Source organism: Mobiluncus mulieris, assembly GCF_014204735.1.
Classification (GTDB): Bacteria; Actinomycetota; Actinomycetes; order Actinomycetales; family Actinomycetaceae; genus Mobiluncus; species Mobiluncus mulieris.
Window position 1 is genome coordinate 2399003 of the sequence record NZ_JACHMA010000001.1, and the last position, 24337, is coordinate 2423339.

At 53.0% G+C, this 24337-nt stretch carries 24 protein-coding genes and 1 tRNA gene; 16 read left to right on the forward strand and 9 right to left on the reverse strand.

The window, feature by feature from the left end:
* The first annotated feature begins 16 nt into the window (after positions 1-16).
* From F4555_RS10510 to F4555_RS10525, 4 genes are all read left to right on the forward strand, one after another.
* Positions 17-1411 (forward strand): MFS transporter, encoded by a 1395-nt coding sequence (locus F4555_RS10510; RefSeq protein WP_004013379.1) that lies wholly within the window; start codon positions 17-19, stop codon positions 1409-1411.
* A 48-nt stretch (positions 1412-1459) separates the two neighbouring features.
* Positions 1460-2413: an SPFH domain-containing protein gene (locus tag F4555_RS10515; RefSeq protein WP_004013378.1), complete on the forward strand. Its 954-nt coding sequence runs from the start codon at positions 1460-1462 to the stop codon at positions 2411-2413.
* Between the two features lie 47 nt (positions 2414-2460).
* Positions 2461-3282, forward strand: a complete 822-nt coding sequence (locus F4555_RS10520; RefSeq protein ID WP_004013377.1) for a thiamine diphosphokinase — start codon at positions 2461-2463, stop codon at positions 3280-3282.
* Positions 3283-3398: 116 nt separating this feature from the next.
* Positions 3399-4052, forward strand: coding sequence for an HAD family hydrolase (locus tag F4555_RS10525; RefSeq protein ID WP_004013376.1), 654 nt, complete (start codon positions 3399-3401; stop codon positions 4050-4052).
* A gap of 305 nt (positions 4053-4357) precedes the next feature.
* Here the strand turns inward: F4555_RS10525 and F4555_RS10530 are convergent.
* Positions 4358-4431: transfer RNA gene (locus F4555_RS10530), tRNA-Gly, on the reverse strand.
* Positions 4432-4567: 136 nt separating this feature from the next.
* On the opposite strand from F4555_RS10530, the gene dcd reads away from it, so the two are divergent.
* Both dcd and F4555_RS10540 read left to right on the forward strand, forming a co-directional pair.
* Positions 4568-5167: a dCTP deaminase gene (gene dcd, locus F4555_RS10535; protein WP_004013375.1), complete on the forward strand. Its 600-nt coding sequence runs from the start codon at positions 4568-4570 to the stop codon at positions 5165-5167.
* A gap of 3 nt (positions 5168-5170) precedes the next feature.
* The gene (locus F4555_RS10540; protein ID WP_004013374.1) at positions 5171-6202 is read left to right on the forward strand and encodes a hypothetical protein; all 1032 of its coding nucleotides are present in this window, start codon (positions 5171-5173) and stop codon (positions 6200-6202) included.
* Positions 6203-6222: 20 nt separating this feature from the next.
* Here F4555_RS10540 and F4555_RS10545 read toward each other — a convergent pair whose 3' ends face one another.
* The 7 genes from F4555_RS10545 to F4555_RS10575 all read right to left on the reverse strand — a co-directional run bounded on the left by F4555_RS10545 (position 6223) and on the right by F4555_RS10575 (position 10512).
* A complete protein-coding gene (locus F4555_RS10545; protein ID WP_004013373.1) occupies positions 6223-6489 on the reverse strand; it encodes a DUF4235 domain-containing protein in 267 nt (88 codons plus the stop codon).
* A 70-nt stretch (positions 6490-6559) separates the two neighbouring features.
* A complete protein-coding gene (locus tag F4555_RS10550; RefSeq protein ID WP_004013372.1) occupies positions 6560-7897 on the reverse strand; it encodes a DUF4921 family protein in 1338 nt (445 codons plus the stop codon).
* Between the two features lie 43 nt (positions 7898-7940).
* Positions 7941-8351 (reverse strand): ACT domain-containing protein, encoded by a 411-nt coding sequence (locus tag F4555_RS10555; RefSeq protein WP_004013371.1) that lies wholly within the window; start codon positions 8349-8351, stop codon positions 7941-7943.
* Positions 8352-8467: 116 nt separating this feature from the next.
* Positions 8468-9157 carry a histidine phosphatase family protein gene (locus F4555_RS10560; RefSeq protein WP_103758784.1) on the reverse strand — a complete coding sequence of 230 codons (690 nt, stop codon included), beginning with the start codon at positions 9155-9157 and terminating at the stop codon, positions 8468-8470.
* A gap of 34 nt (positions 9158-9191) precedes the next feature.
* Positions 9192-10013 (reverse strand): HAD family hydrolase, encoded by an 822-nt coding sequence (locus F4555_RS10565; RefSeq protein WP_004013369.1) that lies wholly within the window; start codon positions 10011-10013, stop codon positions 9192-9194.
* An 80-nt stretch (positions 10014-10093) separates the two neighbouring features.
* Complete coding sequence (locus tag F4555_RS10570; protein WP_003792170.1) at positions 10094-10192, reverse strand: 30S ribosomal protein bS22; 99 nt, start codon at positions 10190-10192, stop codon at positions 10094-10096.
* A 98-nt stretch (positions 10193-10290) separates the two neighbouring features.
* On the reverse strand, positions 10291-10512 hold the full coding sequence (locus tag F4555_RS10575; RefSeq protein WP_004013368.1) for a helix-turn-helix domain-containing protein: 222 nt from the start codon (positions 10510-10512) through the stop codon (positions 10291-10293).
* Positions 10513-10801: 289 nt separating this feature from the next.
* Between F4555_RS10575 and F4555_RS10580 the strand changes: the two genes are divergently transcribed.
* The gene (locus F4555_RS10580) at positions 10802-12172 is read left to right on the forward strand and encodes a TrkH family potassium uptake protein (RefSeq protein WP_004013921.1); all 1371 of its coding nucleotides are present in this window, start codon (positions 10802-10804) and stop codon (positions 12170-12172) included.
* A 48-nt stretch (positions 12173-12220) separates the two neighbouring features.
* Positions 12221-13411 carry a hypothetical protein gene (locus F4555_RS10585; RefSeq protein WP_004013366.1) on the forward strand — a complete coding sequence of 397 codons (1191 nt, stop codon included), beginning with the start codon at positions 12221-12223 and terminating at the stop codon, positions 13409-13411.
* Positions 13412-13443: 32 nt separating this feature from the next.
* Here F4555_RS10585 and F4555_RS10590 read toward each other — a convergent pair whose 3' ends face one another.
* Positions 13444-14106 carry a potassium channel family protein gene (locus tag F4555_RS10590; RefSeq protein WP_004013918.1) on the reverse strand — a complete coding sequence of 221 codons (663 nt, stop codon included), beginning with the start codon at positions 14104-14106 and terminating at the stop codon, positions 13444-13446.
* A gap of 277 nt (positions 14107-14383) precedes the next feature.
* On the opposite strand from F4555_RS10590, the gene F4555_RS10595 reads away from it, so the two are divergent.
* The 8 genes from F4555_RS10595 to clpB all read left to right on the forward strand — a co-directional run bounded on the left by F4555_RS10595 (position 14384) and on the right by clpB (position 24285).
* The gene (locus F4555_RS10595) at positions 14384-14668 is read left to right on the forward strand and encodes a hypothetical protein (RefSeq protein ID WP_004013363.1); all 285 of its coding nucleotides are present in this window, start codon (positions 14384-14386) and stop codon (positions 14666-14668) included.
* Positions 14669-14946: 278 nt separating this feature from the next.
* Positions 14947-16458, forward strand: coding sequence for an inorganic phosphate transporter (locus F4555_RS10600; RefSeq protein ID WP_004013362.1), 1512 nt, complete (start codon positions 14947-14949; stop codon positions 16456-16458).
* A gap of 21 nt (positions 16459-16479) precedes the next feature.
* The gene (locus F4555_RS10605; RefSeq protein ID WP_004013361.1) at positions 16480-16782 is read left to right on the forward strand and encodes a hypothetical protein; all 303 of its coding nucleotides are present in this window, start codon (positions 16480-16482) and stop codon (positions 16780-16782) included.
* A gap of 259 nt (positions 16783-17041) precedes the next feature.
* On the forward strand, positions 17042-18907 hold the full coding sequence (dnaK, locus tag F4555_RS10610) for a molecular chaperone DnaK (protein ID WP_004013359.1): 1866 nt from the start codon (positions 17042-17044) through the stop codon (positions 18905-18907).
* Positions 18904-19749, forward strand: coding sequence for a nucleotide exchange factor GrpE (locus tag F4555_RS10615; RefSeq protein WP_004013915.1), 846 nt, complete (start codon positions 18904-18906; stop codon positions 19747-19749). Before dnaK ends, F4555_RS10615 begins: the two co-directional genes overlap by 4 nt.
* 52 nt (positions 19750-19801) lie before the next feature.
* Complete coding sequence (locus tag F4555_RS10620) at positions 19802-20941, forward strand: DnaJ C-terminal domain-containing protein (RefSeq protein WP_004013914.1); 1140 nt, start codon at positions 19802-19804, stop codon at positions 20939-20941.
* Positions 20938-21468 (forward strand): heat shock protein transcriptional repressor HspR, encoded by a 531-nt coding sequence (locus tag F4555_RS10625; RefSeq protein ID WP_004013356.1) that lies wholly within the window; start codon positions 20938-20940, stop codon positions 21466-21468. The genes F4555_RS10620 and F4555_RS10625 overlap by 4 nt, the downstream gene beginning before the upstream one ends.
* 120 nt (positions 21469-21588) lie before the next feature.
* Complete coding sequence (gene clpB, locus F4555_RS10630; RefSeq protein ID WP_004013355.1) at positions 21589-24285, forward strand: ATP-dependent chaperone ClpB; 2697 nt, start codon at positions 21589-21591, stop codon at positions 24283-24285.
* Positions 24286-24337 lie beyond the last annotated feature (52 nt).

Genomic DNA, 24337 nt, shown 5'->3' on the forward strand with positions numbered 1-24337 from the left:
TTTGTAAGATATCCGTGTGAGGCAACCGGAAACACCAAATCTTTATCTCAGTGGACACCTCGCCGCTTGGTTTAAAATTATCGCCGTTGGGGTGATTACCTTTGTCGCCTTCGAGGCCATCGCGGTTGCTACCGCCATGCCATTTGTGGCCGAGTCACTCCACGGGGAGCGTTTCTACGCTTTGGCGGCGGGAATACCGTTGGCGACCCAGCTTATTACCACCGGTTTAGCCGGTCCCTGGGTGGATGCTAAAGGCCCCCAACAAGTCATCATTATCGGAATTGTCCTGTTTTTATCGGGACTGGTGGTAGCTGCCTTGGCACCTGGAATTTTGGTATTCATAATTGGTCGCGCTCTGCAAGGCGTGGGGGGCGGGATGCTGTTGGTGCCGCTCTATGTGATGGTGGGCTCCTACGTTATCCCCAAGAAACAAGGTGCCTTCTTTGCGGCTTTCGCCATCGCGTGGGTGCTGCCGAGCCTGTTTGGGCCGCTGATTGCCGGTTTTTTAGTCGATTACGTGCATTGGCGGTGGGTGTTTGGGATAACCCCGTTGGTGATGGTGCTGTTTTTCCCATTGGCATGGGTTAAATTCAGGAAATTCCCCCAAATTCACGAAAAGATGCCTCTGAAAATGCGCAAACGCTTCATGTTCGCCACCCTGGCCAGTGGAGTACTGATTGCGACACTCCAGATTCTTTCGGGTTTGAAGCCAGAACAGTTTAGTATCTATGTCTTGGTGCTAGCCTTGGGGGTATCAGTGTGTCTGTTCCTTTCTATCCGCCATCTTGTACCGACTGGTACATTCTTGGTGCGGCGGGGTGTGCCCGCCACCATTGCGCTGCGTGGTTTGTTGAACGGAACATTTATCGGGGTAGAAACTTTCCTGCCCCTGATGCTAAAGAATATCCACGGCTGGGATCCGACCCACGCGGGGCTAGTTCTGACCGCCAGTGGGGTCACATGGGCGATTGGCTCCTGGATTCAAGGTCGGTGTCCCGGTACTAAACCGCTGCGATGGTTCTCAGTTATTGGACCGGTCGGTCAACTTCTGGGAACCTTGATTACGATGCTGTCTGTTATCCCCGAATTTGGCGGTTGGTGGGTACTGGTGGGTTGGTGTTTAGCGGGATTTTCTACCGGAGTGATTTTCCCCGCGACCTCGGTGCACGCTTTGGGGTTGACCCCGGCTAGTAAACACGGCAAGATTTCTTCCGCGCTCCAGGTGGCCGACACCTTCGGCTCCTCTTCCTTGATTGCCTACGCGGGGATTGTCTATGCGCTCACAGCCAGTTTCGCCAATTTTTCCTTCGCATTCACTATCGGGCTGATGTGCGTACTGCTGGTTTTTGCCATCTGGGCTGCCGGTCGGATTTTCCCCGAAGAAACTGGGATTTCCGCTAGCGCCTCATGAACCCAGTTGATAGGCTAAAGAGCAAACCTATCGGAAAAGAGGAGAATTATGGAAGAAGTAGCCGAACTCAGCAGCCTGCTTACCGCATTCTTTGTACCTTTGGTTGTGATAATAGTGCTACTGTTTCTCGCCAAAGGGTCGCTGTATGTGGTGAAACAACAGACTAACTACATCATCGAACGTTTCGGAAAGTTCCACAAAGTTTCCCTACCGGGATTGCGAATCAAAATTCCCATCGTAGACCGTATTGCCAAAAAAGTACCCCTGCGCATTATGCAACTCGACTCGGTGGTTGAAACCAAAACCAAGGACAATGTTTTCGTCACGATTCCAGTTTCGGTGCAATACCAGGTGCAAAACGTGGCGGATTCGTATTACCGCCTGGCTGACCCGGAACGCCAGATTCAGTCCTATGTTTATGACCGGGTGCGCACCTCGCTGGCCAAACTGGATTTGGACGACGCGTTTTCCTCTAAAGACCAGATTGCCCAGGACGTGGAAACCACCTTGTCTACGGCCATGAAAACCTATGGTTTTGCGATTATCAACACCCTGGTAACCGATATTAACCCCGACCCGACCGTGCGTGCCTCCATGAACTCCATCAACGCTGCCCAGCGGGAGCGGGAAGCCGCGATTAGTCTGGCAGAGGCCGAGAAAATCAAGATTGTGAAACAAGCCGAGGCTGATGCAGAATATAAGCGCCTCCAGGGCGAGGGTATCGCCCAGCAGCGCAAGGCGATTGTGGACGGGTTGGTTGAACAATACGAATCCTTGCGCGATGCCGGTATCGGTAACGAAGCCCAGGAAATGCTGTTGCTCACCCAGTATTTTGATACTTTGCAGGAAGTGGCTAAAGCTTCTAATACGCAAACGTTGATGTTACCTTCCAACCCCGGTGGGGTCAGTGATGCTATGGCTGAGCTGCGCAACTCGCTTTTTGTGGCTGCTAGAGCTGGGCAGCAGACTTCTGGTGCAAATTCCAGACAAAAAAAGGAATGAATCGCTTTTAGCGATAATAAACTTGGTAAATAGACTGGTGGTAGTAAGTGAATAAAGATATTGCAGCCCCTCGTTGTTTGGTAGTTTTGGGCGTAACGGATGCTTTAAACCGATTGGTACAAATTTCGGGGAAGGATGATTCCTGGCTGGATTTTAATGGCTATGATTTCGTAATCGCAGCCGATAGCGGTCAAAAAATAGCCAGGAAGTTGGGCTTGAAGATAGACATTTATGTGGGTGACTTTGATTCTTCTATACGCCCGGAGGGAATCTTGAGGCGCTGTGAAGGGAAAACCAGAACTGTAGAAGATTTGGAATTGATGTCTCCTCACTTGCTGGCTTCTGGTGAAGACACGCCTGACCCTGCGGATTTAGAGCAGCTAAGTGAGGCTGAAAGGGAAGTTCTCAATCAAGAACCCGTAGCATCTGAAATCGTAATTCTTCCCGAGGTAAAAGACCTCACAGATTCGGAAGCCGCTATCGATTTGGCTTTCGAGAGAGGGTTCCGTGACATAGATGTCTTGGGAGGAATTTCTGGACGTATAGATCACACCATGGGCAATATGGGGATTCTGTCTAAGTACGTTGGACAGGCGCGAATCCGTTTCTTTGATGGTATCAATTACGTAACCATGCTCGAACCGGGCACGCACCTCGTGAAACCACGGGGCTATCACTATATGGGATTAATCGCTTTCAATGAAAATGTTGTCGGTTTGACCATAGAGGGAGCCAAATACGAGGTGACCAATTTTACGCTAACTCCAAACGCCACCAGGGGAGTGAGCAATGAAATTACAGGAGATTACGCCCAGATTACTTTCCAGCAGGGGAAACTGCTGGTAATCAATTCTCGTGATATCGCCTAGGATTTGATACGCAGCAACCTTAATTGTACCTATTGGTACACTAATTTCGTAGGGTGTGGTGGTTCTGGTTTTCTCCGGATTGGGCAAGACTCAGGTTGTTTCGATATTCTAGCGCTATGATTCGTGGCGCGATTTTTGATTGTGATGGAACTTTGCTGGATACGATGCCGCTGTGGCGAGAAGCAGCCGCGAGGTACCTTTCTGGACTGGGTATCGAGGTAGACAAGGCGCTAGGGGCTAAGTTCTTTGAAATGACTGTGCCGGAGTCTGCACAAGTAATTCGCGACGAGTTTAACCTGGACTCCACGGTGGAAGAAATTACCACGGGAATATATGAAACAGTCGCGCGGGAATATCACGATAAAGTCGGGCTAAAACCAGGGGCGGGGGAGTTTATTAAGGCTTTGACACGGCACGGAATTCCTCTTACGGTTGTCAGTTCCGGCTCAGAAGCCTTGATTCGTCCGGCGTTGGCGAGGCTGGGCTTGGAACAGAATTTTATGAAGATTTTGGCTTCCAGTGAGACCGGGTTGCATAAGCGTCAACCGGATATGTTTCTGACGGCCGCCCGGCTTATGGGAGCAAAACCGGAAGACATTTGGGTTTTTGAAGACGCGCTCTATGCTGTACGAATTGCCAAAACAGCAGGTTTTCATCCGGTGGCTATTCGAGATGAAGCGAGCCTCGCCGAGCGTGAGGCGTTAGAAGCCGAGGCTGAAGCCTATTGGGAGGAGTATCCTGCCGAGATTCCTGCCGCCTGGTTGCGCTGACTGGTGGCGCTGGGCTGTGCTTGCCCGTTTTGGGTTTTCTGACCGGTGTAGGGCTTCCGTTCACTCTTACCGGGGACTCGGGTTCATGAGTCGCCAGGAAATATGTTGCGATGTCTACAGACCCTGAACAGGCGCTGCTTCGTAATAATTGCGCTCAGGAAATTCTCGCGCGACCATGCCCCTTTTGCCCAACCCGGATTGCGCCCTTTTCCAGGGTCGCCTCGGTGACTCTGTGCGGTGTATCACTGGTGTGTCACACGTCACTTTTCTAGCCCTCCGAAGACAGCCTTGACCTGGGGTTTTAGTGGAGCGGGCGACGGGAATCGAACCCGCCTTTACAGCTTGGGAAGCTGTCGTTCTACCGATGAACTACGCCCGCGATTTGGAACCATCCTAGTATGTCACATTTTGCCCGTATTGGGCAAAATCACCTCATGAAACGGCAAAATCTACAAAATGCCCCGACCCCACCCCGAAGTTACCCCCGACCGCGCCGCAACCGGTAGCATAGTTTCGTGTTGATTTCAGACCGTGACATTCGCGCTCTCGTTGCCGAGGGACGCGTGATTTTGGAACCATGGGATTCGACCATGGTACAGCCCGCTTCCATTGACGTGCGTCTCGACAGGTATTTCCGCCTCTTCGATAACCACAAGTACGCCATGATTGACCCCGCCAAGGAACAACCGGGACTCACCCGGCTCTTCGACTCAGGGGACAAACCCCTGATTCTGCATCCGGGCGAATTCGTTCTGGGCTCTACCTTCGAACATGTCACACTCCCCGATAACATTGCGGCACGGCTCGAAGGCAAATCCTCGCTGGGGCGCCTGGGATTACTGACCCACTCCACCGCTGGCTTTATTGACCCGGGTTTCACCGGGCACATCACCCTGGAACTGTCCAATACCGCCACCATGCCCATAGCCCTGTATCCCGGGATGAAAATTGGGCAACTGTGCTTTTTTCAGATGTCTTCCCCCTCCGAAGCCCCCTACGGCAGTGGTGCCAAAGGTTCGCGCTACCAAGGACAGCGTGGCCCCACAGCCTCGCGTTCCTACCTGAATTTCAGTCGCGTCGAGGTGCCATCCGGACGCGGCATCACGGAGGAATAGCCGATGCTTTCTCCTAGCTCCCCCCAAGATTCCCTGGATTTAGAAACCGCCTCACCCTTCCATCTTTTAGTGGTGGGTGACGACGTTTTACCGGAAGAAATCGACATTTTGGCGGCTCAAATTTGGCCACAATCCAACCGCTCGGGATTGGGTCTCTTGGAGCTGACTTCGGGGGCATACCTGACCGGGCCGTGGCATTTAACCCCCGAAGCTATTGTGAAACTCGGTTTGCCCTTGTACCTGGAATTTGCCTATATCATTTCAGTTCCTGCCCTACGGGGCAAACCTGTCCCGCAGGAGCTGTGGGGTCGAGACCCCCTGTGGGATGCTTTCCGGGAAGGCGGACCGGAGGGTCTGGAACTTGAGGTTTTAAATGGTACCAGGCGCATGGCGCGTCGCTTGGCGGGGGCGCTGCGATTTTCTACCGGACCTATTATTGTTCCCGACCCGGATTCGGCGGTGGAAATGCGGGTGTTCTCAGAAGTATGGCTGGAGCCGGCCGCCTGCCTCCAGATATCTCAACAGGTGTTTCCCCAAGCCAAACTGGAACTGGGAAACGCCCCGGATGGAGATGTTTCGTCGGGACGTAATCAACGCCTTACGACCGCCGCAGCGCGTGCCACTCATGACCCCGACGGATTGCGCGCCCGTGCCCAAGAGGGGGTCAGCCCCGACGAACGTGCCTGGCTGCATGCCGAAGCCGAGGCTTTTGATGAGGCAGCTATGTCCATGCCGCCGGTCTTGGATGCCTACGCTATCAGCGTTGATATCACCCCGATGTCGGCAGTTCACGTTATTGTCAGTGGGGAAACTGCGATTCCCCCCGCTTTGGGACACCGGGAGGACGGTCTAATCAGCTATGATCTGCGTTGGATTGCCCCCGATATGGCGCTCACCGAGATGAACAAGCCGCGCCGCGCCTACCGCTTGGATCGTCTCAAAATTATCGAGGCAATCGAGAACCTTGCGAAACCCCTGGCGGCTGCCACCAACGGGGTCATTGTTGATGCTGACGAGTTCGTGGTCTCGCTCTAGGCGTTTTTAGCGATGCCGGCTTAAATATTGTAGGTGTCGGAAATAACCGGGTGGCTTTTGTTGTACCACTTCGCTGCTGCCTGCACGGTGAAGCGCTTGGTTATGGCCAGCAGCACCCCTGACAACACCGCGAATGTGACAATTTCGGCTAAACCGACTTCTAAATCGTCGTCTTCGGGTGGATTTTTGCCGGTGGCGACCTTCCATCCGAGTTTCACGATACTGTCGCTCAGCAGTCCCGCCATGGCTACTGCACCCAGATTTACAATTTTCCAGCTAATGTTCATCTGTCCTTCCTTGTGATGACTGTAGTGTGTTTTGGATTTTTGGTGGGGTTCATGAGTTGTGGGGGGAAATTTACCCTAAGGGGTTATCTGGAAGCCGGTACTCACTGCCGATTTCCAGGGTGTCAGAAATTAAACCTTCCTCCCGTAGTTGTACCAGTCGTTCCACTATTTCGTCTCGAAGCGTCCAGGGATCCACCGAGTTGAGGTAAATCCGGGTGGCTCCCTCGAATCCGGCAATAGTCGAGGTGCGACGCTTCAGCAGAATCCGGAAACGCATGGGAATCTCGAGGTCTACCGGGCGGTGATACCATTCTTCATTAGTGGGGATTTCAGGACCAAGCGCGCAGTGGAAAGCATGCAATACATCCGAGATTCCGTCTACCTGTTCGCGTGAATACTCCCACGGCAACAAGGCAGATCCCAGCGGCCACACTGCGAGGGTCGGATAACGATGCCCGAAATCAGCGAAGCCAATGGCATGTTCATTACCCAAAACCGCCATTTGACGATGCGCCGCATAATGTAGAATCTGGTTGTATATCAAGGGGTTCTTCTGGACACGCTGTGCCTCTTGCTCAATTTGTACCCCGTATTCATCAACTGCAACTAGTTGCTTATGGAGGTGGTCGAATGAGGCTCCGGCGGGTCGCAGCCAGTTTTGGAACGCGGTGACGTATTTGACCGATTGGTTTAAATTATATAAATCCCGCATGGAGTCAATCGTGTAACCGGTATAGGCGCGGTGTTCCGCCACAGTCAGGGTTCCGGCAGAGGCATTTTGAGTGTCACTAGTGGCGCCGTCTACATAATGGCGTCGGGCGATAATCACGTCGTGCCCCCCCGCGAACAACCCGTTGGCGTATTGCACCAGCTTTTCGTCTGGCAGGTCATTGGGGTCGCCCTCCCCCGAGGCGCGCAGTCGCATCTTAACTACGTGCAACACGTGGTCATACCCTTCCGGAGTAGCTAGATAGGCGGCCATCCGGCGGTTTTGCTCCACCGTGGGGTAATGGTTGTGATTCAGGTGCCAGTAGTCATAGGAGACAATCTCGAAAAGATTGGGGATACGTCGGAATTCTGCCACCATATCGTGCATGGATTTTGCGGGTAGACCCTCCAACTTATGGAAATGCCCGTCTAAAGATTTGACCAGTCGGGATTTTTCTGGCGGAGTATCATTGTAACGGTCGATACAAAACGCGCAGGTGGCGGTGAAGTCTTCAGGTTTTAGGGTGTGCCCGAGGGGAGTGGAGCTGCGGTTATGCTGCGCATTGGGGCGCTTGTTTCGCCCAGGAACAGTCCACACTTGGGTTCCGGTCAGAGGGTTACGCTGTTTGATGGTGCCGTCGGGAAGTCGCACCAAGGGATCGGGATGAAGGTTCAGTTTGTCACGGGCAGACGCATTCATAAGTACCGGCTGACACCTCTTTTCAAATCGGGATTTCTGGGATTCAGTGATTCATCCACGCCCTAGCTTGACCGGAAATATCGTCGAGGAGTGCCTTGGCCTCCTCGACGCGGTCGGAGGGAACAAAAATGTGGGTGTGATAGATGCCAGAGAAAATATTGGAGGGAATGGAACGGGTTGACAATACTTGAGAGATTCCAGAGTTCAGTCCGACCACATCAAGGGAACCCGGGGCGGAAAGCGTAATTATGGTGTAGAGCTCCTGTAAATCCAGTCCAACTTTTTGAGCATCTTCCAAGCTCAGAGCCACGGTAACGCCCTCCTGTTCTCGAATCAAAGCCATCGGCTCGACATCGGGTGGCAGCTCCGCCAGGGAAGCAAACACGTAGGATCCCCCAACTTTCGGGTTGATTTTCGCCAGCATCTGTTCATACGTAATAGAGTTTTCGCGCATCCAATTCCTCGTAGTACCTAGTGTAGCTGCCTCCGAGCTTGCAGCTTCACAATTTTAGCATTCACTGGGATATTTGGGGGTGTCTTGAGTAAAAATAGCTTAATTCGCCCCGCAGCTTATTCGGTAATGTTGGGGGTTCCTCGGTTCACTGCTGCCGAGGAATTCCCCGGGGTCATGTCACTAGCTGCCGCTACTAAATCTGCTGCCGGCGAAGCGTATTCCCAGCCAATTAATGTGGATCCATCAAAGTGGAGGCTTGTCACCGAGGCCAGGGCGCACTGGCGCTGTCGTGGATCGTGAACCAAGGGTTTGCCTTCCACCAGACGGCGAAGCATCCAGATAGGCAGTTGATGGGATACTACCAGACATTCTCTACCTGCTGGGGTGTGTGCCCGGGCGTGGGCGATGGCGCGAAACATTCTCGAGGCGATATCTCGGAAATGCTCCCCCCAACTGGGCAACCAGGGGGCGCAGTATCGCGGCCAGTAACGGGGGTTAGTCAAGATATTGCCGCAGTTAATCTGTTGCCCTCGAAATTTATTTCCCGCCTCGGTTAAACGTGAATCGGTTTGTACCGGGAGGTTAAAGATCTTGGCGGCGGGAGCCGCGCTCTCTTGGGCACGTTGCAGGGGTGAGGCGAAAATTGCTGCAATGTCACGGTTGGTATCAGCCAGCCAAGTTGCCGTAATCGAAGTCATTTCTCGACCGCGCTGGGTCAATCCGAAACCAGGGAGTCTCTCGTATAAGACACCCTGAGGATTGTCTACCTCACCGTGTCGCATGACATGAACTGAAGTAATGGGCATAAAATCCTCCTACCAAGAATCCTTTGTAATCTGTCTAGTTTTTTCGCCGCCGTCGCCATACCCGCACGGGTATCTGGAATAAACGTTTCAGTACGTGGCGCCACAGCACCTTGGCCGTCCACACACTTCCGACGATGGTGGCTGGCAGTAGGGTAGTTCGCGCCGCGAGCGCCACCGAGGGACGCCGCCGCGCGAAGTCATAAATAGGCCAGTGGCGATGTTTTGCTAAATTGCGCAGCTTCCATTCCGGGTTTACCACGCAGGGGTGACCCACCAGGTTGAACAGTTTTTCGTCAGACATGGAATCGGAGTACGCATAGCAACTAGACAGGTCTAGGTGGCGTTCTCTCGCCAAATCCCGTACTGCCTGTGCCTTCATGGCTCCGTGGAGCAAAGACTGGGGAATTTTCCCGGTGTAACGGCCGTTTTCGTCAACTTCCACTACTGTTCCCAATCCTCCGGTCAATTCGAGTCGATAGGCCATCTGTTGGGAAATTTCACGGGGTGTGGCAGAAACCAACCAAACTTCGTGGCCGGCATCGAGGTGTTTTTGGACGATTTCCAAGGTGCCGGGGAAGAGGCGTTCTTGCAGGAAACGGTCGTAGAGTTCTTCTCCTACCAGGATAAGGTCAGATTCCAGCTTTCCCTTCAAAATCCGTAAGGAACGCTCTTTGACCATTGCCAGGCGATGCTTGTTTTCACCAAAAACCACGTAAAGCAAGGACTGCCAGGCGGCGAAAAAGAAGAAATCCAGGCCGAAATAGCCCCGAGAAAACAAATCGCGGGCTAAATACCACGTAGAAGCACCCCTGATGAGAGTGCCGTCTATGTCGAAAAAAGCTGCGGTTTTAGCCACAAGATTATCTTACTGACTACTAGCCGTGAAGGGAGTAAAAAGCAGCGAGCCAGGAGTGTTTCACCTGGCTCGACTTCGCTTTACTTCTTATTACGACGCTGGTGGCGAGTCTTACGAAGCAGTTTGCGGTGCTTCTTTTTTGCCATCCGCTTGCGGCGTTTCTTGATTACAGAACCCACGCAGACCTCCTCTAATTTATAAAACCATGCTGCTGCGCTGGGAGACAGCCGAACAATTCTAACGAGTTTTTAGGACAAGAACCAAAACGCGCAACGAACTACTGTGCAGCTGCTTCAGATTCATCTCCAATTACCCAACTATCCAGGTTGGACTCAGAGAGTTCTTCCACCGCTTTCAAAGGAACCCGGAAGGAACGCTTGACGCGGACGGCAGGCAGCTCACCGGCATGTACCATGCGGTATACCGTCATCTTCGAAACGCGAAGGAAATCCGCTACTTCGGCTACAGTAAGGAACCGCGGTGCCTGATTTTGCGCCATTCGTGTCATCCTGCTCTTGCTAGTTGCTTCTTTAACTGCGGCCACTTTGGTCACAGGGAAAACTTCTGTACCTTAAAAATATAATCTTTTTTTGCCCAGAAGTGTTAGTTCTGGACAAACTGTTAGTATTCTACCTTCAAAACTCTGGTTTTTACCCTAAATGACGTAACTTCGGGTAACGTAAAAACCGCGTACCCCCAGAACCTAAATCTGGAGAGAAAACAAGCGCTCTTGGGCATCCCGCAGGGTGGGAAAACCGGAGGCTGTGTCGAGAGTAAGGCAAGACAAAGTGAGATTCTGGCAGACACTGCGTGAAACCACCCAGAAGTGGTGGAGCGATTTTGCTCGTAAAAAACCGGCTCGTTTCACCCTACTGGTTTTTTTCTGCATTATTGCCCTGGTTACGGGGTTGCTGATGCTACCAATTTCCACGGCGGATTCCCGACCTGCCAGTTTTGTCGATGCTCTGTTCAACGGTACTTCGGCGGTATGCGTCACCGGACTGACCACGGTTCCTACCGATTCCTATTGGTCCACTTTCGGACTGGTGGTGTTGATGTTCGGCATTAAAATCGGGGGTCTGGGGGTCATGACTCTCGCTTCGATTCTTTCTCTAGCGGTGTCGCGCCATATTGGTCTGTCGGCTCGACTTCTCGCGGCGGGGGAAAATAACTCCAAACTGGGCGAGGTAGGTTCGCTTATCAAGATGGTTGTCCTCGTGTCTATCACGGTGGAACTGAGTATGGCAGTCTTGTTCTTCCCGCAGTTTATGGCCATGAAATACGGAATTGGACAATCCGCCTGGTACGCCATTTTCATGGCTATAAGTGTGTTCAACAACTGTGGCATGGTGGTTATTCCCGGCGGAATGCAACAATTTGCCTCCAACTTTGGCATTTTCTTCCCTCTCACGGTGGGAGCTGCTGTTGGAGCCTTGGGCTTCCCGGTGGCACTGGACGTGACGCGCAATTGGAAACATCCCCGAAAGTTCAGTTTGCACACCAAGCTGACTTTGACTACCTACGGGGCGTTAACTGTGGTGGGGGGTGCAATAGTAGCTATCTTAGAGTGGGATAATCCAGCTACTTTTGGCCGTCTGGAGCCGATGGGGAAGTTCTTGGCCACTGTCTTGCATGGAGTAAACGCTCGGTCGCTGGGAATTTCTAATGTTGACTTTTCCGAGGTTACCCAAGCCACCTGGTTTATTGATGACATCATGATGTTCATTGGCGGCGGCTCGGCTTCTACCGGCGGGGGAATTAAGGTGACCACCTTTGCGGTTATGGTGTTGGCAATTTTGGCCGAAATCCGCGGGGATCGAGACATAGAAGTTTTTGGTCGTCGTATAGGGCCGAGCACGGTACGTTTGGCGGTGGCAGTGGTGGCTCTAGGAGCGGTTATTGTCGGAGCAGCCACCACCATCATGCTAGAGATTACCGGATTGCCCCTGTCGGAAGTTCTCTTAGAAGTTATCAGCGCTTTTGGCACTGTAGGGCTTTCTACGGGGATAACTGATAACCTGCCGGATTCAGCCAAGATTTTACTCTCGCTGTTGATGTTTACCGGTCGTCTTGGCACCATGACTTTTGGGGCAGCATTGGCCATGAGGACAAGGCGGAAGGTGATACGATTTCCCGAGGAGACTCCTAGTATCGGCTGAAGCTCACCGGGGGCTTTAGGCGTACAAGACGTATTCGTAAGGGGAACCATGACTGTCCAGAATTGGATTTTCCCTCACCTCGAAGCACAGGTGGGGGCATGGCGGCGTTTTTGGGTGCTGTTGGTAGCCTTCCCTAATTTGTATGAAGAGATTTTCCGCAGTACTCCTTTAGAACAGTTCTGTTTGCATCTAGGCGATAAATCCATGAGGCGCCTCATGATGGATGCGTACACGCGAGCTCAGGCGAAAAAAGAAAAACGTGCCCTAAAAGCCTTGCAAAACGGGGCTAATGTTCGCGATATTCCCGGTTCTGATGTGGCGATAACTTCTTTACGGTTGCGATATAGCGAGATTCTTGATGGTCTTAGAAACGGTGTTTCTCCAGAACAGTTGCCCCACCTGGTAGAAAGACTTTCTGCCGCTAGTGTCACCTACACGTTTTTCCCGGATTTACAGCCCCGGGTTGGTGACCAGTTACTGGGAATCAGAGGTCGGAAAGTTGCTGATAAAATCGCATCCTTTTGGTTGAGCCTGCCGCCCTTGGAATATCTTAACCAAGAATTTCATCCCCTGGCGCAGCACTATCGAATCCCGTTCCTGGACGAAAAAACCCAGCACACTGTTTCCACGGTGGAGTCGGTGGTGCGTGAGCCACGTAAAATCCCCGGGTACGGTGATCCGCACGCGGGAACGCATCCCTCAAATTTTCCCTACATCGTTAGCTATATTGGCCCGACTCCCCCGGTGCCGGATTGGTCATCGGGACTGTCCTTCCCGGAGGCTCCCTTGGTACAGTTCCCGTGCACGGTGGATTTATTTGATGCGGATTGGACGGGATGCGAGCTGCAACCAGAAAATCCTGCGCAGCGTTTCGAGAATCCACCTGCCCCACCCTTTGAGCGAGCCTACAATGTCAATTCCCTGACGGCTTGGGTCGATTTAGTCACTCGCTATCCCCTGGAATTCACCAATCCTCTGGTGAAAACCGAGTTCCAGCGTCTTTCTGGGAAGGACGCGATTTTCCTCGGAATCGATTGGGAGGAAGCCCGTAAGGATTACGACGTGATTCATTTTTGCTTTCAAGCCGTCTTAGAGTGCGCGGATGTCGGAGTGGAACTTGATGCTGCGCGTCTGGGGGAAAACTTTGATGGCGTGGCGCAACTGGCGGCTTCTGGCCAGAAATACGTGGCGATGATGTACCAAGTGGTTCCCGGATCCACAGTTTGGCTCAACCTCTAGGTGAATTGTTTTGTAGGCCGGCGTCAAGATGCCTAGGGTCGGTTGGCGAAGTCATCTAAAAGCTTCCCGTCTCCCGATACGATAATGAGGTCATTAGCCGCTACCACCGTATCTGGTCCGGCATACTCGAAGTGCTGTCCGGGCGAGATTACCCCCAGGATATTAACTCCGTAGTGACGTCGCACATCGGATTCTGCTAGGGTGAATCCTTGGATTTCTGCGGGGGGACGCATTTTTACGATAGAAAATCCCTCGCGATCCATCTCGACATAATCCAGCATGCGCCCATCAACCAGGTGAGCGGTGCGTCTTCCGGCATCAAATTCGGGGTAAATCACGTGGTGGGCTCCGATGCGGCGCAGAATCTTTCCCTGTTCACGGCTGACTGCTTTGACCCAGATTTGTTCCATACCGATGTCAACTAGATTGGCGGTTATCAGAACGGAGGCCTCCAGAGCGCCCACTCCAACCACAGCCGCCGAAAAATCCCGGGCACCAAATTGTTCCATGGCATCCAGTCGGGAGGCATCGGCTTCCACCACGGGGAAAATTGGAGAAAATCGTTCCACCAGTGCGGAATCCGATTCTACTCCGAGGATTTCTCTTTCCAAGGAGTTGAGTGTCATTGCTACGGCTGACCCGAAACGACCCAAGCCAATCACGAGTGTTCCCGAAGATTTTTCCTTTTCTGCCACACAAAAAGTTTACCCGTAGTCAGGCTGGCTATGTGACGAGGTCTCTTGTATTCCTGCCGGTGGGGTTCCACTTCGGGTCTCATCCCCCGCAAATCCCCAGGTAGACAGCTAAAATAACCATTTGTCCTGACAAAGTTGGGATGTTTTTCTCAAGTTTTGCTGTTAAAACGGAAATTGGTTCGGATTATGCCCACAAAGCTAATGGGGAGCTGTTTAAGGACGAAATGAATGAACGTGGCAGAGAACTGCCTCGAAACCGAACCAAGGATGGAAACCAATGAGCGATTCGAACACCGAGAATCAGCGCTATTCCAGCGAGGTGTTCGCTATAGCTTCGGCGGTTACCGCTGGGATGAAGGTTTCTGACAATACTCCGGCCTTTCCCAAGATGGTGGCGCCTTCCAATGTCACTAAGGCTACTTCGTCGGGAGCATTCAATTCGATGGGATTGGTGGAGGCGGTGAACAAACTGGTGGGACAGCCACCCTTCAATGTTCCCGCTGCTGGGATTGTGGATATCCTGGGTTCTCGTACCGTGGCAAATCAGGGATTTGCTGCCTAAGACCAGACTTTTCGATAATTTCCTTCCTATAGACAACGAAGTGCGCGGAAAAATCCGGGCACTTCGTTGTCTATTCTCAGCGATTCACGTGATTTCAGTCGCCTCGTTCCAACTGTTAGCGTCGTGTTCGACTCGGCACAGAATTTAACTTGGAATTTACATTCATTGAACCTCTTGTTAACCAGACCCCCGTAGGATTCTTAGTGATGCGGGTTTCGCCGGATGAAACGGCATTAGTCCGCAGCCACTCTCGATGACTTGTTTGTAAAGAGAACGGAATGGACGCAGCGGTTTTTATTATTCTCGCAATCGTGGTTTTGACCGCGCTTGCTTTTGACTTCACGAACGGATTTCACGACACCGGTAACGCCATGGCTACCTCCATAGCTACTAAGGCATTAAAGCCGTTTAATGCGGTGGCGCTCTCGGCGGCGCTAAATGTTGTAGGGGCGTTTCTTTCAGTTCACGTGGCGGCTACCGTAGCCAGCGGCATTGTCGATTTGGGTTCCTATAATCTCGATAATCCTCAAGAAGGCCTGAACCTGCTGATAGTGGTGTTTGCGGCTCTGATTGGGGCGATTTTGTGGAATCTGCTCACGTGGTTGCTGGGATTGCCTTCTAGCTCCTCTCATGCCCTGTTTGGCGGCATGATTGGTGCGGCTTTCGCGGCTATGGGTTCTCAAGGCGTAGAGTGGTCTTCCATTGTGGGGAAAATTGTCATTCCAGCTTTGGCTTCTCCCGTTATCGCCGCACTGGTTTCCGCCACCGCCACTTTCCTGATTTACTGGGTGACCAACACGATTCCCAACCGTCGCAAGGTAGAACACTTTCGCCACGGCCAGATTATTACTGCCTCGTTGATTTCGCTGGCTCACGGTGCGGGGGATGCCCAAAAAACTATGGGGATTATCTTTTTAGCTTTGATTGCTACTGGTAACGCCACGGAAACCCAACGGGTTCCGGTGTGGGTGATTGTGGTTTGTGCCCTGGCTATCGCCTTGGGAACCCTGTCCGGGGGGTGGCGCGTGATTCGCACCTTGGGTAAGGGCTTGGTGGAAATTGAGGCGCCTCAGGGGATGGCAGCCGAAGCCACTTCAGCGGCGATTATTCTGACTTCCGCTGCGGGCGGTATGGCGTTGTCAACCACCCATGTAGCCACTGGGGCGATTATCGGCACTGGACTTGGTAAAAAAGGCAGCAAAGTACGCTGGGGTGTCGCCAAGCGCATGGTTTCCGCTTGGGTCATTACGCTGCCCTGTGCGGGGCTGGTTGGCTACGCTACTTGGTGGATTGCGGCTCTATTCGGCCAGGTTCATCCCTTGATTGGAGTTTTGGTTGATTTGGCTCTGCTCTTGACAATGGTCGGTATTATCTTGGTTCGCTCCCACCAGGATAAAGTGGATGCCAATAATGTTAACGAAGATTGGAGCCAGGATTCCAAGGCTTCGGAATCTGCCCAGCAGGCTACTCCGCTGGAGGTGGAAAAGGCTTTGGAACAAGACATCGAAGAAATCCTGGGTGCCAGTATGGATGCGACAGCGGCCAGCGTCCAGATTCCAAATGTGTCGCGGCGTGAACATATTCAGCGGTTGCGCGAAGAGCGTTTGGAATTGGCCGCCAGGCTGCGTGATATCGAGCGTGAACTGGAAGAGATTCTCTTTGCTGATGAGTCTTTGGTTGCGCCCCAGCATGATTCCACTGTCCAGGATTTGGTAACGGCTACGCCGCATCAGGTGGCTGCGTCGCTGCCTCCTGCTGATGTTGTCCGCCCGGATAGTGAAGACAAGTAGCACCAGGGAAAGGATTTACTGATGACTGCGGTACAAATAATAGAGGCTATTTTGCGGGTGGCAGCCTTGGCCTTGGTGTTTGGAGCTGGGGTGCCGACTCTGTTCGCCTTGGGGATGCGGGCTCATGCCGGACGGGCGATTCGCGATGAATCGGGGACGGTGGTGGATGATACCGAGCCCAGTTCAGTTATGAAACTGGTGGGATGGCTGGTTTATGCCGTCTTGGCTGTCGTGATTCTGCTGGGTATTGTCTGGCTTGCTAAAGATTCGATTGGGTTCTATACGGGTTGGCATCCTTTTGGTAGCTTGGGTGCGGTTCATTAAATGGTTTCATGAGGTGCCATCCGGAATTCGCTGGGTAGCTGCAAGGCCAAATTCTTTTGGGGTTCTAGAAATCCTGCAATTTCAAAGACTTGAGTCGGGTCGACTCAAGTCTTTGAGTTTTAACTGGACAAACTTCCTGACCTGTCGTAAACTTGAGTCATAAGAACTCAAGATTTGCGGATGGTGCAAATCTTGAAGCTGCGCCGGAGACGGCGCAATCCACTCATGAACAAAAATTAACAAGAAGAAGGAAGCAACAATGGCAAAGGCAGTAGGTATTGACCTTGGAACTACTAATTCCGCCCTGGCGGTGCTGGAAGGCGGCGAACCCACTATTATCGCGAACGCTGAGGGGATGCGTACCACTCCTTCGGTGGTGGCGTTCTCAAAGACGGGTGAAGTTCTGGTCGGAGAGGTAGCGAAACGCCAAGCGGTAACCAATGTGGATCGCACCATCGCCTCGGTGAAGCGCCACATGGGTACGGACTGGAAAGTGAAGATTGACGACAAGGAATACACTCCGCAAGAGATTTCGGCGCGAATCCTGTCTAAACTCAAGCAAGACGCCGAGGCCTACCTGGGGGATAAGGTTACTGACGCGGTTATTACCGTTCCGGCCTACTTCAATGATGCCCAGCGTACCGCTACCAAAGAAGCCGGCCAGATTGCGGGGCTGAATGTTTTGCGTATTGTCAACGAGCCCACCGCTGCCGCATTGGCCTATGGCCTGGAAAAAGGCAAGGAAGATGAACTCATCCTAGTCTTCGACCTGGGGGGCGGTACCTTCGACGTGTCCTTGCTGGAAGTTGGCAAAGATGACGACGGGTTTTCCACTATTCAGGTTCGCGCCACTAACGGCGACAATAAGCTCGGCGGCGATGATTGGGATCAGCGCATAGTGGATTGGCTGGTAGACCAGGTTAAAACCAAGGATGGGGCGGACTTATCCAAGGATAGGATTGCTTTGCAACGGCTGCGTGACGCGGCAGAACAGGCCAAAAAGGAGCTATCCTCGGCCATGAGCACCAACATTAACTTGCAATACCTTTCTATGAGTGAAAACGGCCCGATTCACCTGGACGAAAAACTTACCCGTGCCAAGTTCGAGGAAATGACCGAGGACTTACTGCAACGCTGCAAGACCCCGTTCAACTCGGTCATCAAGGATGCCGGGATTAGCCTGTCCGAGATTGACCACGTTGTGTTGGTGGGGGGATCTACCCGGATGCCGGCGGTAACGGAACTGGTAAAGGAACTGACTGGGGGGCGCGAACCCAATAAAGGTGTTAACCCCGACGAAGTTGTGGCCGTGGGAGCGGCACTGCAAGCCGGTGTTATCGAGGGCGACCGTAAAGACGTGCTGCTCATTGATGTGACCCCGCTGAGCCTGGGTATTGAAACCAAGGGCGGGATTATGACCCCGCTGATTGAGCGGAATACGGCTATCCCGACCAAGCGATCCGAGGTGTTCTCTACGGCCGAAGACAACCAGCCTTCGGTTTTGATTCAGGTCTATCAAGGTGAGCGCCAGTTTGCTCGCGATAACAAGCCGCTGGGAACTTTTGAGCTGACTGGAATTGCGCCGGCTCCTCGTGGTTTGCCCCAGATTGAGGTGACTTTCGATATTGATGCTAACGGTATTGTGCATGTTTCCGCTAAGGATCGGGGAACCGGCAAGGAACAGTCCATGACCATTACCGGCGGGTCTTCTCTCCCGAAGGACGAGATTGATCGCATGGTGAAAGAGGCCGAGGCTCACGCCGCAGAGGACAAGAAACGCCGCGAGGATGCCGAAGTGCGTAACGGGGCGGAGCAGGCAGTTTACCGTATCGAGAAGCTCTTGAAAGATAATGCCGAGAAGCTTCCCGAGGACGCGGTTGCGCCGGTGAAAGAAGCGGTAGAGAACCTGAAGAAGGCTAATGAGGGCGAAGATATCGAGGCTATTAAGGCCGCGATGAGTGCCCTCGAAGAGAAATCTCAAGCTATCGGTCAAGCGCTCTATGCCAATGCCCAGAATGAGTCGGCGGGTGAAGAAAAGACCGAGGCTCCTAAACCAGCCGAGAACTCCGGTAGCGATGATGATGTTATTGATGCCGAGGTTATCGACGAAGAGGAAAACAAGTGAGTGACGAGAAAGTGAATGAACAGGCACGGCAAGCTTATGCGGCCTCGCAAAAAGAGTCCGATGCGGCTCATGAACGCGACGCGCAAGCCAAGTCCAAAAAGACACCTAAAGACCAGCCCAAAACGAACGCGACTACGTCAGGCGGCGACACGGTAGAGTTCGGTTCGGCGGACGCGGCTTCATTAGGTGCCAGCGAAAAATCCGACGTAAAAGAGCCGCCGACTGGTCAAAAAGAGTCATCTGGCTCGGATAAATCGGAGGTAGCTGACCTTGAGTCCGAACTAAACTCGGCACAAGAACAGCGTATTAGCGAGCTTAAACAAGAACTGGAAGCCATGAAAGACGACTTGGCACGAGCTCGGGCGGATTTGTACAACCTGCAACAGGAATACAATGCCTATGCCCGCCGCACCAAAGCTGAAGTTCCCCTCCAGCAAGAACTCGGGGTGGCGAATGTAGTCAATGCCTTAATGAGCGTGCTCGATGACATTGACTTGGCGCGCCAACACGGGGATTTAGTGGGGTCTTTCGAGGCAGTAGCTAACAAACTCGAGCAAGCTCTCGAGATGAAGTTCAAGGTGAAACGCTACGGGATTAAAGGCGATACTTTCGACCCGAACCTGCACCAGGCCATCCAGATGCTTCCTGGAATGGAAGGTAAAACCCATGTGATAGATCAGGTAGCTCAACCGGGCTACCTGATGGGAGAGCGCGTCTTGCGACCCGCTATGGTGGTGGTAGCGGGAGCCGAGGCTGCAACCGAGACGGGAGCCAAGGAAAGCAACGCTACGGCTGGTGAGGCTGCTAAAGATGCTAACAATACGCACGTAGAGGGTAAGTGAGTAACAATGTGTCTGCCTAAGGCAGTAGACCTGGTGGAAAGGAGGAAAACCGATGGGTTCTAATGATTGGCTTGATAAGGATTATTACGCGGTTTTAGGGGTCTCTAAGGGTGTGTCCGATAAGGATTTGAAAAAAGCCTACCGTAAACTTGCCCGGCAGTACCATCCGGATCAAAATCCGGGTAACCGCGAGGCTGAAGAAAAATTCAAGACTATCGGGGAAGCTTATGCGGTTCTTTCTGACCCAGCACAGCGCAAGAAGTATGACGCCTTGCGAGCTATGGCGGCGGGAGGACCACGGTTTAGAGCGGGGGCATCCCGGCACGGTACGGCCGCAGACTTTGAGGACGCCTTTTCCGCCATGTTTACCTCCGGTTTTGGGGGAGGAAACGGCGGTTCAGCGCGCTATACGGCGGGAAACCCGGATTTAGGCGATATTCTTAATATGTTCTCTAATGCAGCCGACGCGGCAGAGCGGAGTCGGAATTCTGGGGCGGGGGCGAGTTACCCCGGTTTCGGTACCACTTTCCCCAATACCTCCGCCTCGTCCTATTACGGCAACACTGCCCGCCCCGCCGGGGGTTCCGGGTCAGGAAATGGTGAAGGAAACGGGGGGAGTAACCGCTGGTTTTCCTTTCGAGCTCAAAATGGTGCGGATATTTCGGCTTCCACCAAACTGACCTTTAAACAAGCCTACAATGGGGCAACGGTTCGATTGCGACTGCGTGAAGAAACTATCACCGTCAGAATCCCTCCCGGGGTTCACGATGGGCAAAAGATTCGTCTGCGGGGCAAGGGTCAGCCTGGTTCTAATGGTGGTGAGCCCGGAAATTTGGTGGTGACCTGTTGCGTCGAGCCGCATCCCTATCTGCACCTTGACGGCAAAGATTTGTGCTTCACCTTGCCGGTGACCTTCGCGGAGGCCGTACAGGGCGCGTTGATAACCGTGCCATTGCCAGATGGTTCTACGGTGAAAGTGAATGTGGCGGCGGGAACCCAGTCGGGTGAGGAAATCCGTATCCCCGGCTACGGTTTGAAAACCAAGTCCGGTCGAGGGGATTTGCGTTTGCAGATTCAGGTGGCGGTACCTAGGGATTTATCCAAGGCTGCGAAACAGGCTATGCAGGCTTTCACTGAGGCTACGAGAAACGCTAATCCGCGTGCCCAACTGGATAGGTTGGTGGCACTATGAGCCTTTTCGACGAAATGACTACTTGCCTGGCGAGGCTTCGCGAGGCTGGGGTGCGTTTGGAAGCGGCGCTTTGCAATAGTGAAGAACTCAGTGAATTTGAGGTTCAGCAAGCGTGGGTTCAGCCGCGTTTTCGGATTGGAGATGCCGCGTGTCTGGCGGGGATGCATCCGCAAACTTTGCGCCAATATGACCGACTTGGCCTAGTGGTTCCGGGGCGAACCGGCGGTGGGGGGCGGCGGTATTCCCTGCGAGACTTGTCTCATTTGCGTCAGATACAGGTGCTTTCCCAAGAGGAAGGCGTTAACTTAGAGGGAATCCGGCGCATTATGGATTTGCAGCGCCGAGTCGAGGAACTGGAACAAGAGAACACTCAACTGGCTTTGGCCGCAAAACTGTCCAACCGGGTGTTTGCGGCTTCCTCTGCCGGGGAAGTGACTTCCTTGAGCTGGGGGCAGCGAGCGGAGAAAACTCAATCTGTTGGTTTCCCCGTGTCTCGTTCCTCTGCTCTGGTGTTGTGGCAAAAATAAGGAACTGTGGTGCAGACAGACTGTAACAGTCAGTCCAGCTTTTGTACCATTAGTTCCAAAATATCGGTGTGAATTAAACCTGACTGTGGGGGCAGCAGGTCAAAATGGGAGCGAATAATCATGGAACAGAAATTAACTACTAAGTCACAAGAGGCAATAGCATCGGCGTTGCAAACGGCTGCGGCTGGGGGAAATCCCACGCTGGAACCCATACATATTCTGAGCGCCTTGTTGGAAGATCATGAAGGGATTGCCTTTCAAATCTTGCAAGAAGTCGCCAATACCGAAGAGGTTTCCCGGGAAGTACGGCATGTCTTGGTAACGTTACCTGGAGCTTCCGGGGCATCAGTGGCGCAACCGCAACCCTCCCAAGCAGCCTTGAATATTGTGAACCAGGCTGGGGTGGCTGCTAAAGAACGCGGGGATGACTATGTTTCTACCGAGCATCTGCTGGTGGCTTTGGCGCAAAGCGAAGGGGAGACGGGAAAAATCTTGCGTCGCGCCGGGGCAACCGATAAGAAGCTCCTCAAGGCCATTAACAAGTTTCGGGGGGAATCGAAAGTAACTTCCCCCAATCCCGAAGCCACATTCAAAGCTTTAGAGAAATACGGTGATGACCTCACCCAGCGGGCGATGGACGGTAAACTTGACCCGGTAATTGGTCGTGACGCCGAGATACGCCGTGTTATTCAAGTCTTGAGTCGACGTACTAAAAACAATCCGGTGTTGATTGGGGAGCCTGGGGTGGGTAAAACCGCTGTGGTAGAAGGTCTGGCACAGCGAATTGTGGCCGGGGATGTGCCCGATTCCTTGCGACACAAACACCTGATTGCCCTGGACTTGGGGGCTATGGTTGCGGGGGCACAATACCGTGGTCAGTTCGAAGAACGCCTCAAGGCGGTATTGGAAGAAATCAAGAACGCCCAGGGTGAAGTCGTTACTTTCATCGACGAACTGCACACCGTAGTAGGGGCGGGAGCGAGTGAAGGCTCGATGGATGCCTCGAATATGTTGAAACCCATGCTGGCTCGCGGAGAGTTGCGTCTCGTGGGAGCCACCACCTTGGATGAATACCGAGAACACATTGAAAAAGACCCTGCTTTGGAACGAAGGTTCCAAACTGTGTTTGTGGGCGAACCCTCGGTAGAGGATACCATTGCAATTTTGCGCGGCATTGCTCCCAAATACGAGGCACACCACAAGGTGACTATCGCCGATGGGGCGCTGGTGGCAGCCGCGCAGCTGTCTAACCGTTACATAACTGGACGGCAACTACCTGATAAGGCAATTGACCTTATTGACGAAGCGGCCTCTCGGCTGCGCATGGAATTGGATTCCTCGCCGGAAGAAATCGATCAGCTGCGCCGCGAAGTAGATCGTTTGAAAATGGAGCTGTCCTATTTGGAATCCTCTGATCCTAACCGTGAAGATGCTGCTACCAAGGAAAGGCTCGAAAATCTACAATCTAATCTGACCGAGAAAAAAAATGCCTTGGATCGGTTGAACTTGAGGTGGGAAGCCGAAAAGGCTGGGCACAACCTGGTCGGCGAATTGCGGGTAAAGCTCGACGAGTTGAACACCGCGTTGGAGCAAGCCATGCGTGAAGGCAGGTGGGAAGACGCTGGACGTTTGCAAAACGGGGAAATCCCCCAGGTAAAACACCAAATTGAAACCGCCGAAAAACATGATGCCGTTTCAGCTCGGCATGCCACTCATGAAGCGGGGGAAGGCGAAACCGAAACCACCCCGATGATAGCCGAAAAGGTAGATGCCGCCGAGATAGCCGAGGTAGTGGCTTCATGGACCGGGATTCCCGTGGGGAAATTGCTGCGCGGCGAATCTGAAAAGCTGCTGCATATGGAGGACTACTTGGGTAAAAGACTGGTCGGTCAAAAAAACGCGGTGCGAGCCGTGTCCAATGCGGTACGTCGGGCGCGTGCCGGAGTGGCCGACCCCAATCGTCCTACCGGATCATTCTTGTTCCTTGGTCCCACGGGGGTCGGGAAAACTGAACTTGCTAAAGCCTTAGCGGAATTCCTCTTCGATGACGAACGTGCCTTGACTCGTATAGACATGAGTGAGTACGGCGAGAAGCACTCTGTGGCAAGATTGATCGGGGCGCCCCCGGGATATGTAGGTTACGAGGAGGGCGGGCAACTTACCGAGGCGGTGCGGCGTCGCCCTTATAGCGTGATTCTTTTGGACGAGGTAGAAAAGGCACACCCCGATGTCTACGATATTTTGCTGCAAGTCCTTGATGATGGTCGCCTCACCGACGGACAGGGACGCACCGTGGACTTCCGCAATGTCATTTTGGTGTTGACCTCTAATCTTGGCTCCCAGTTCCTCACCGATCCGACAGCTGATCGCCGTGAGGTACAAAAACAGGTGTTGGATTTGGTGCGGGCGGCATTTAAACCGGAGTTTTTGAATCGGCTAGATGAAACCATCCTCTTTGACGCCCTTTCTACCGAGGATTTGGAAAGAATCGTGGATATTCAAATCGCCAAGATGGCGCAACGTTTGAAGGAAAACCAACTATCCCTTGAGGTGGAGCCTTCGGCGCGTTCTTGGTTGGCGTTAACTGGCTACGACCCCACCTATGGGGCGAGGCCGTTGCGCCGCTTGATTCAACGCGAAATAGGCGATCAGCTGGCGGAAAAGCTGCTATCCGGAGAGGTGAAACGTGGTGCCACTGTAGTGGTGGAGGCTCCTGATTTCACTGCCGGGGAACTTGTGGAAGTCGGGGATCTCAGTGAACTAACCGGGCCGATGAACGAACAGTACCGGCTGCAGCTAAGAGTAAAAGCTGATTAATGGACTGATATTTACAAATTCTAAGAGCAAAATGCCGTGTCTAGGCCATATG

What these genes read in the sequence shown, in the direction of transcription:
- F4555_RS10515 (WP_004013378.1), top strand. Translation starts at nt 1,460, where the DNA reads ATGGAAGAAGTAGCCGAACTCAGCAGCCTGCTTACCGCATTCTTTGTA.
- F4555_RS10525 (WP_004013376.1), top strand. Translation starts at nt 3,399, where the DNA reads ATGATTCGTGGCGCGATTTTTGATTGTGATGGAACTTTGCTGGATACG.
- F4555_RS10540 (WP_004013374.1), top strand. Translation starts at nt 5,171, where the DNA reads ATGCTTTCTCCTAGCTCCCCCCAAGATTCCCTGGATTTAGAAACCGCC.
- F4555_RS10545 (WP_004013373.1), bottom strand. Translation starts at nt 6,489, where the DNA reads ATGAACATTAGCTGGAAAATTGTAAATCTGGGTGCAGTAGCCATGGCG.
- F4555_RS10550 (WP_004013372.1), bottom strand. Translation starts at nt 7,897, where the DNA reads ATGAATGCGTCTGCCCGTGACAAACTGAACCTTCATCCCGATCCCTTG.
- F4555_RS10555 (WP_004013371.1), bottom strand. Translation starts at nt 8,351, where the DNA reads ATGCGCGAAAACTCTATTACGTATGAACAGATGCTGGCGAAAATCAAC.
- F4555_RS10560 (WP_103758784.1), bottom strand. Translation starts at nt 9,157, where the DNA reads ATGCCCATTACTTCAGTTCATGTCATGCGACACGGTGAGGTAGACAAT.
- F4555_RS10575 (WP_004013368.1), bottom strand. Translation starts at nt 10,512, where the DNA reads ATGGCGCAAAATCAGGCACCGCGGTTCCTTACTGTAGCCGAAGTAGCG.
- F4555_RS10585 (WP_004013366.1), top strand. Translation starts at nt 12,221, where the DNA reads ATGACTGTCCAGAATTGGATTTTCCCTCACCTCGAAGCACAGGTGGGG.
- F4555_RS10595 (WP_004013363.1), top strand. Translation starts at nt 14,384, where the DNA reads ATGAGCGATTCGAACACCGAGAATCAGCGCTATTCCAGCGAGGTGTTC.
- F4555_RS10600 (WP_004013362.1), top strand. Translation starts at nt 14,947, where the DNA reads ATGGACGCAGCGGTTTTTATTATTCTCGCAATCGTGGTTTTGACCGCG.
- F4555_RS10605 (WP_004013361.1), top strand. Translation starts at nt 16,480, where the DNA reads ATGACTGCGGTACAAATAATAGAGGCTATTTTGCGGGTGGCAGCCTTG.
- dnaK (WP_004013359.1), top strand. Translation starts at nt 17,042, where the DNA reads ATGGCAAAGGCAGTAGGTATTGACCTTGGAACTACTAATTCCGCCCTG.
- F4555_RS10620 (WP_004013914.1), top strand. Translation starts at nt 19,802, where the DNA reads ATGGGTTCTAATGATTGGCTTGATAAGGATTATTACGCGGTTTTAGGG.
- F4555_RS10625 (WP_004013356.1), top strand. Translation starts at nt 20,938, where the DNA reads ATGAGCCTTTTCGACGAAATGACTACTTGCCTGGCGAGGCTTCGCGAG.
- clpB (WP_004013355.1), top strand. Translation starts at nt 21,589, where the DNA reads ATGGAACAGAAATTAACTACTAAGTCACAAGAGGCAATAGCATCGGCG.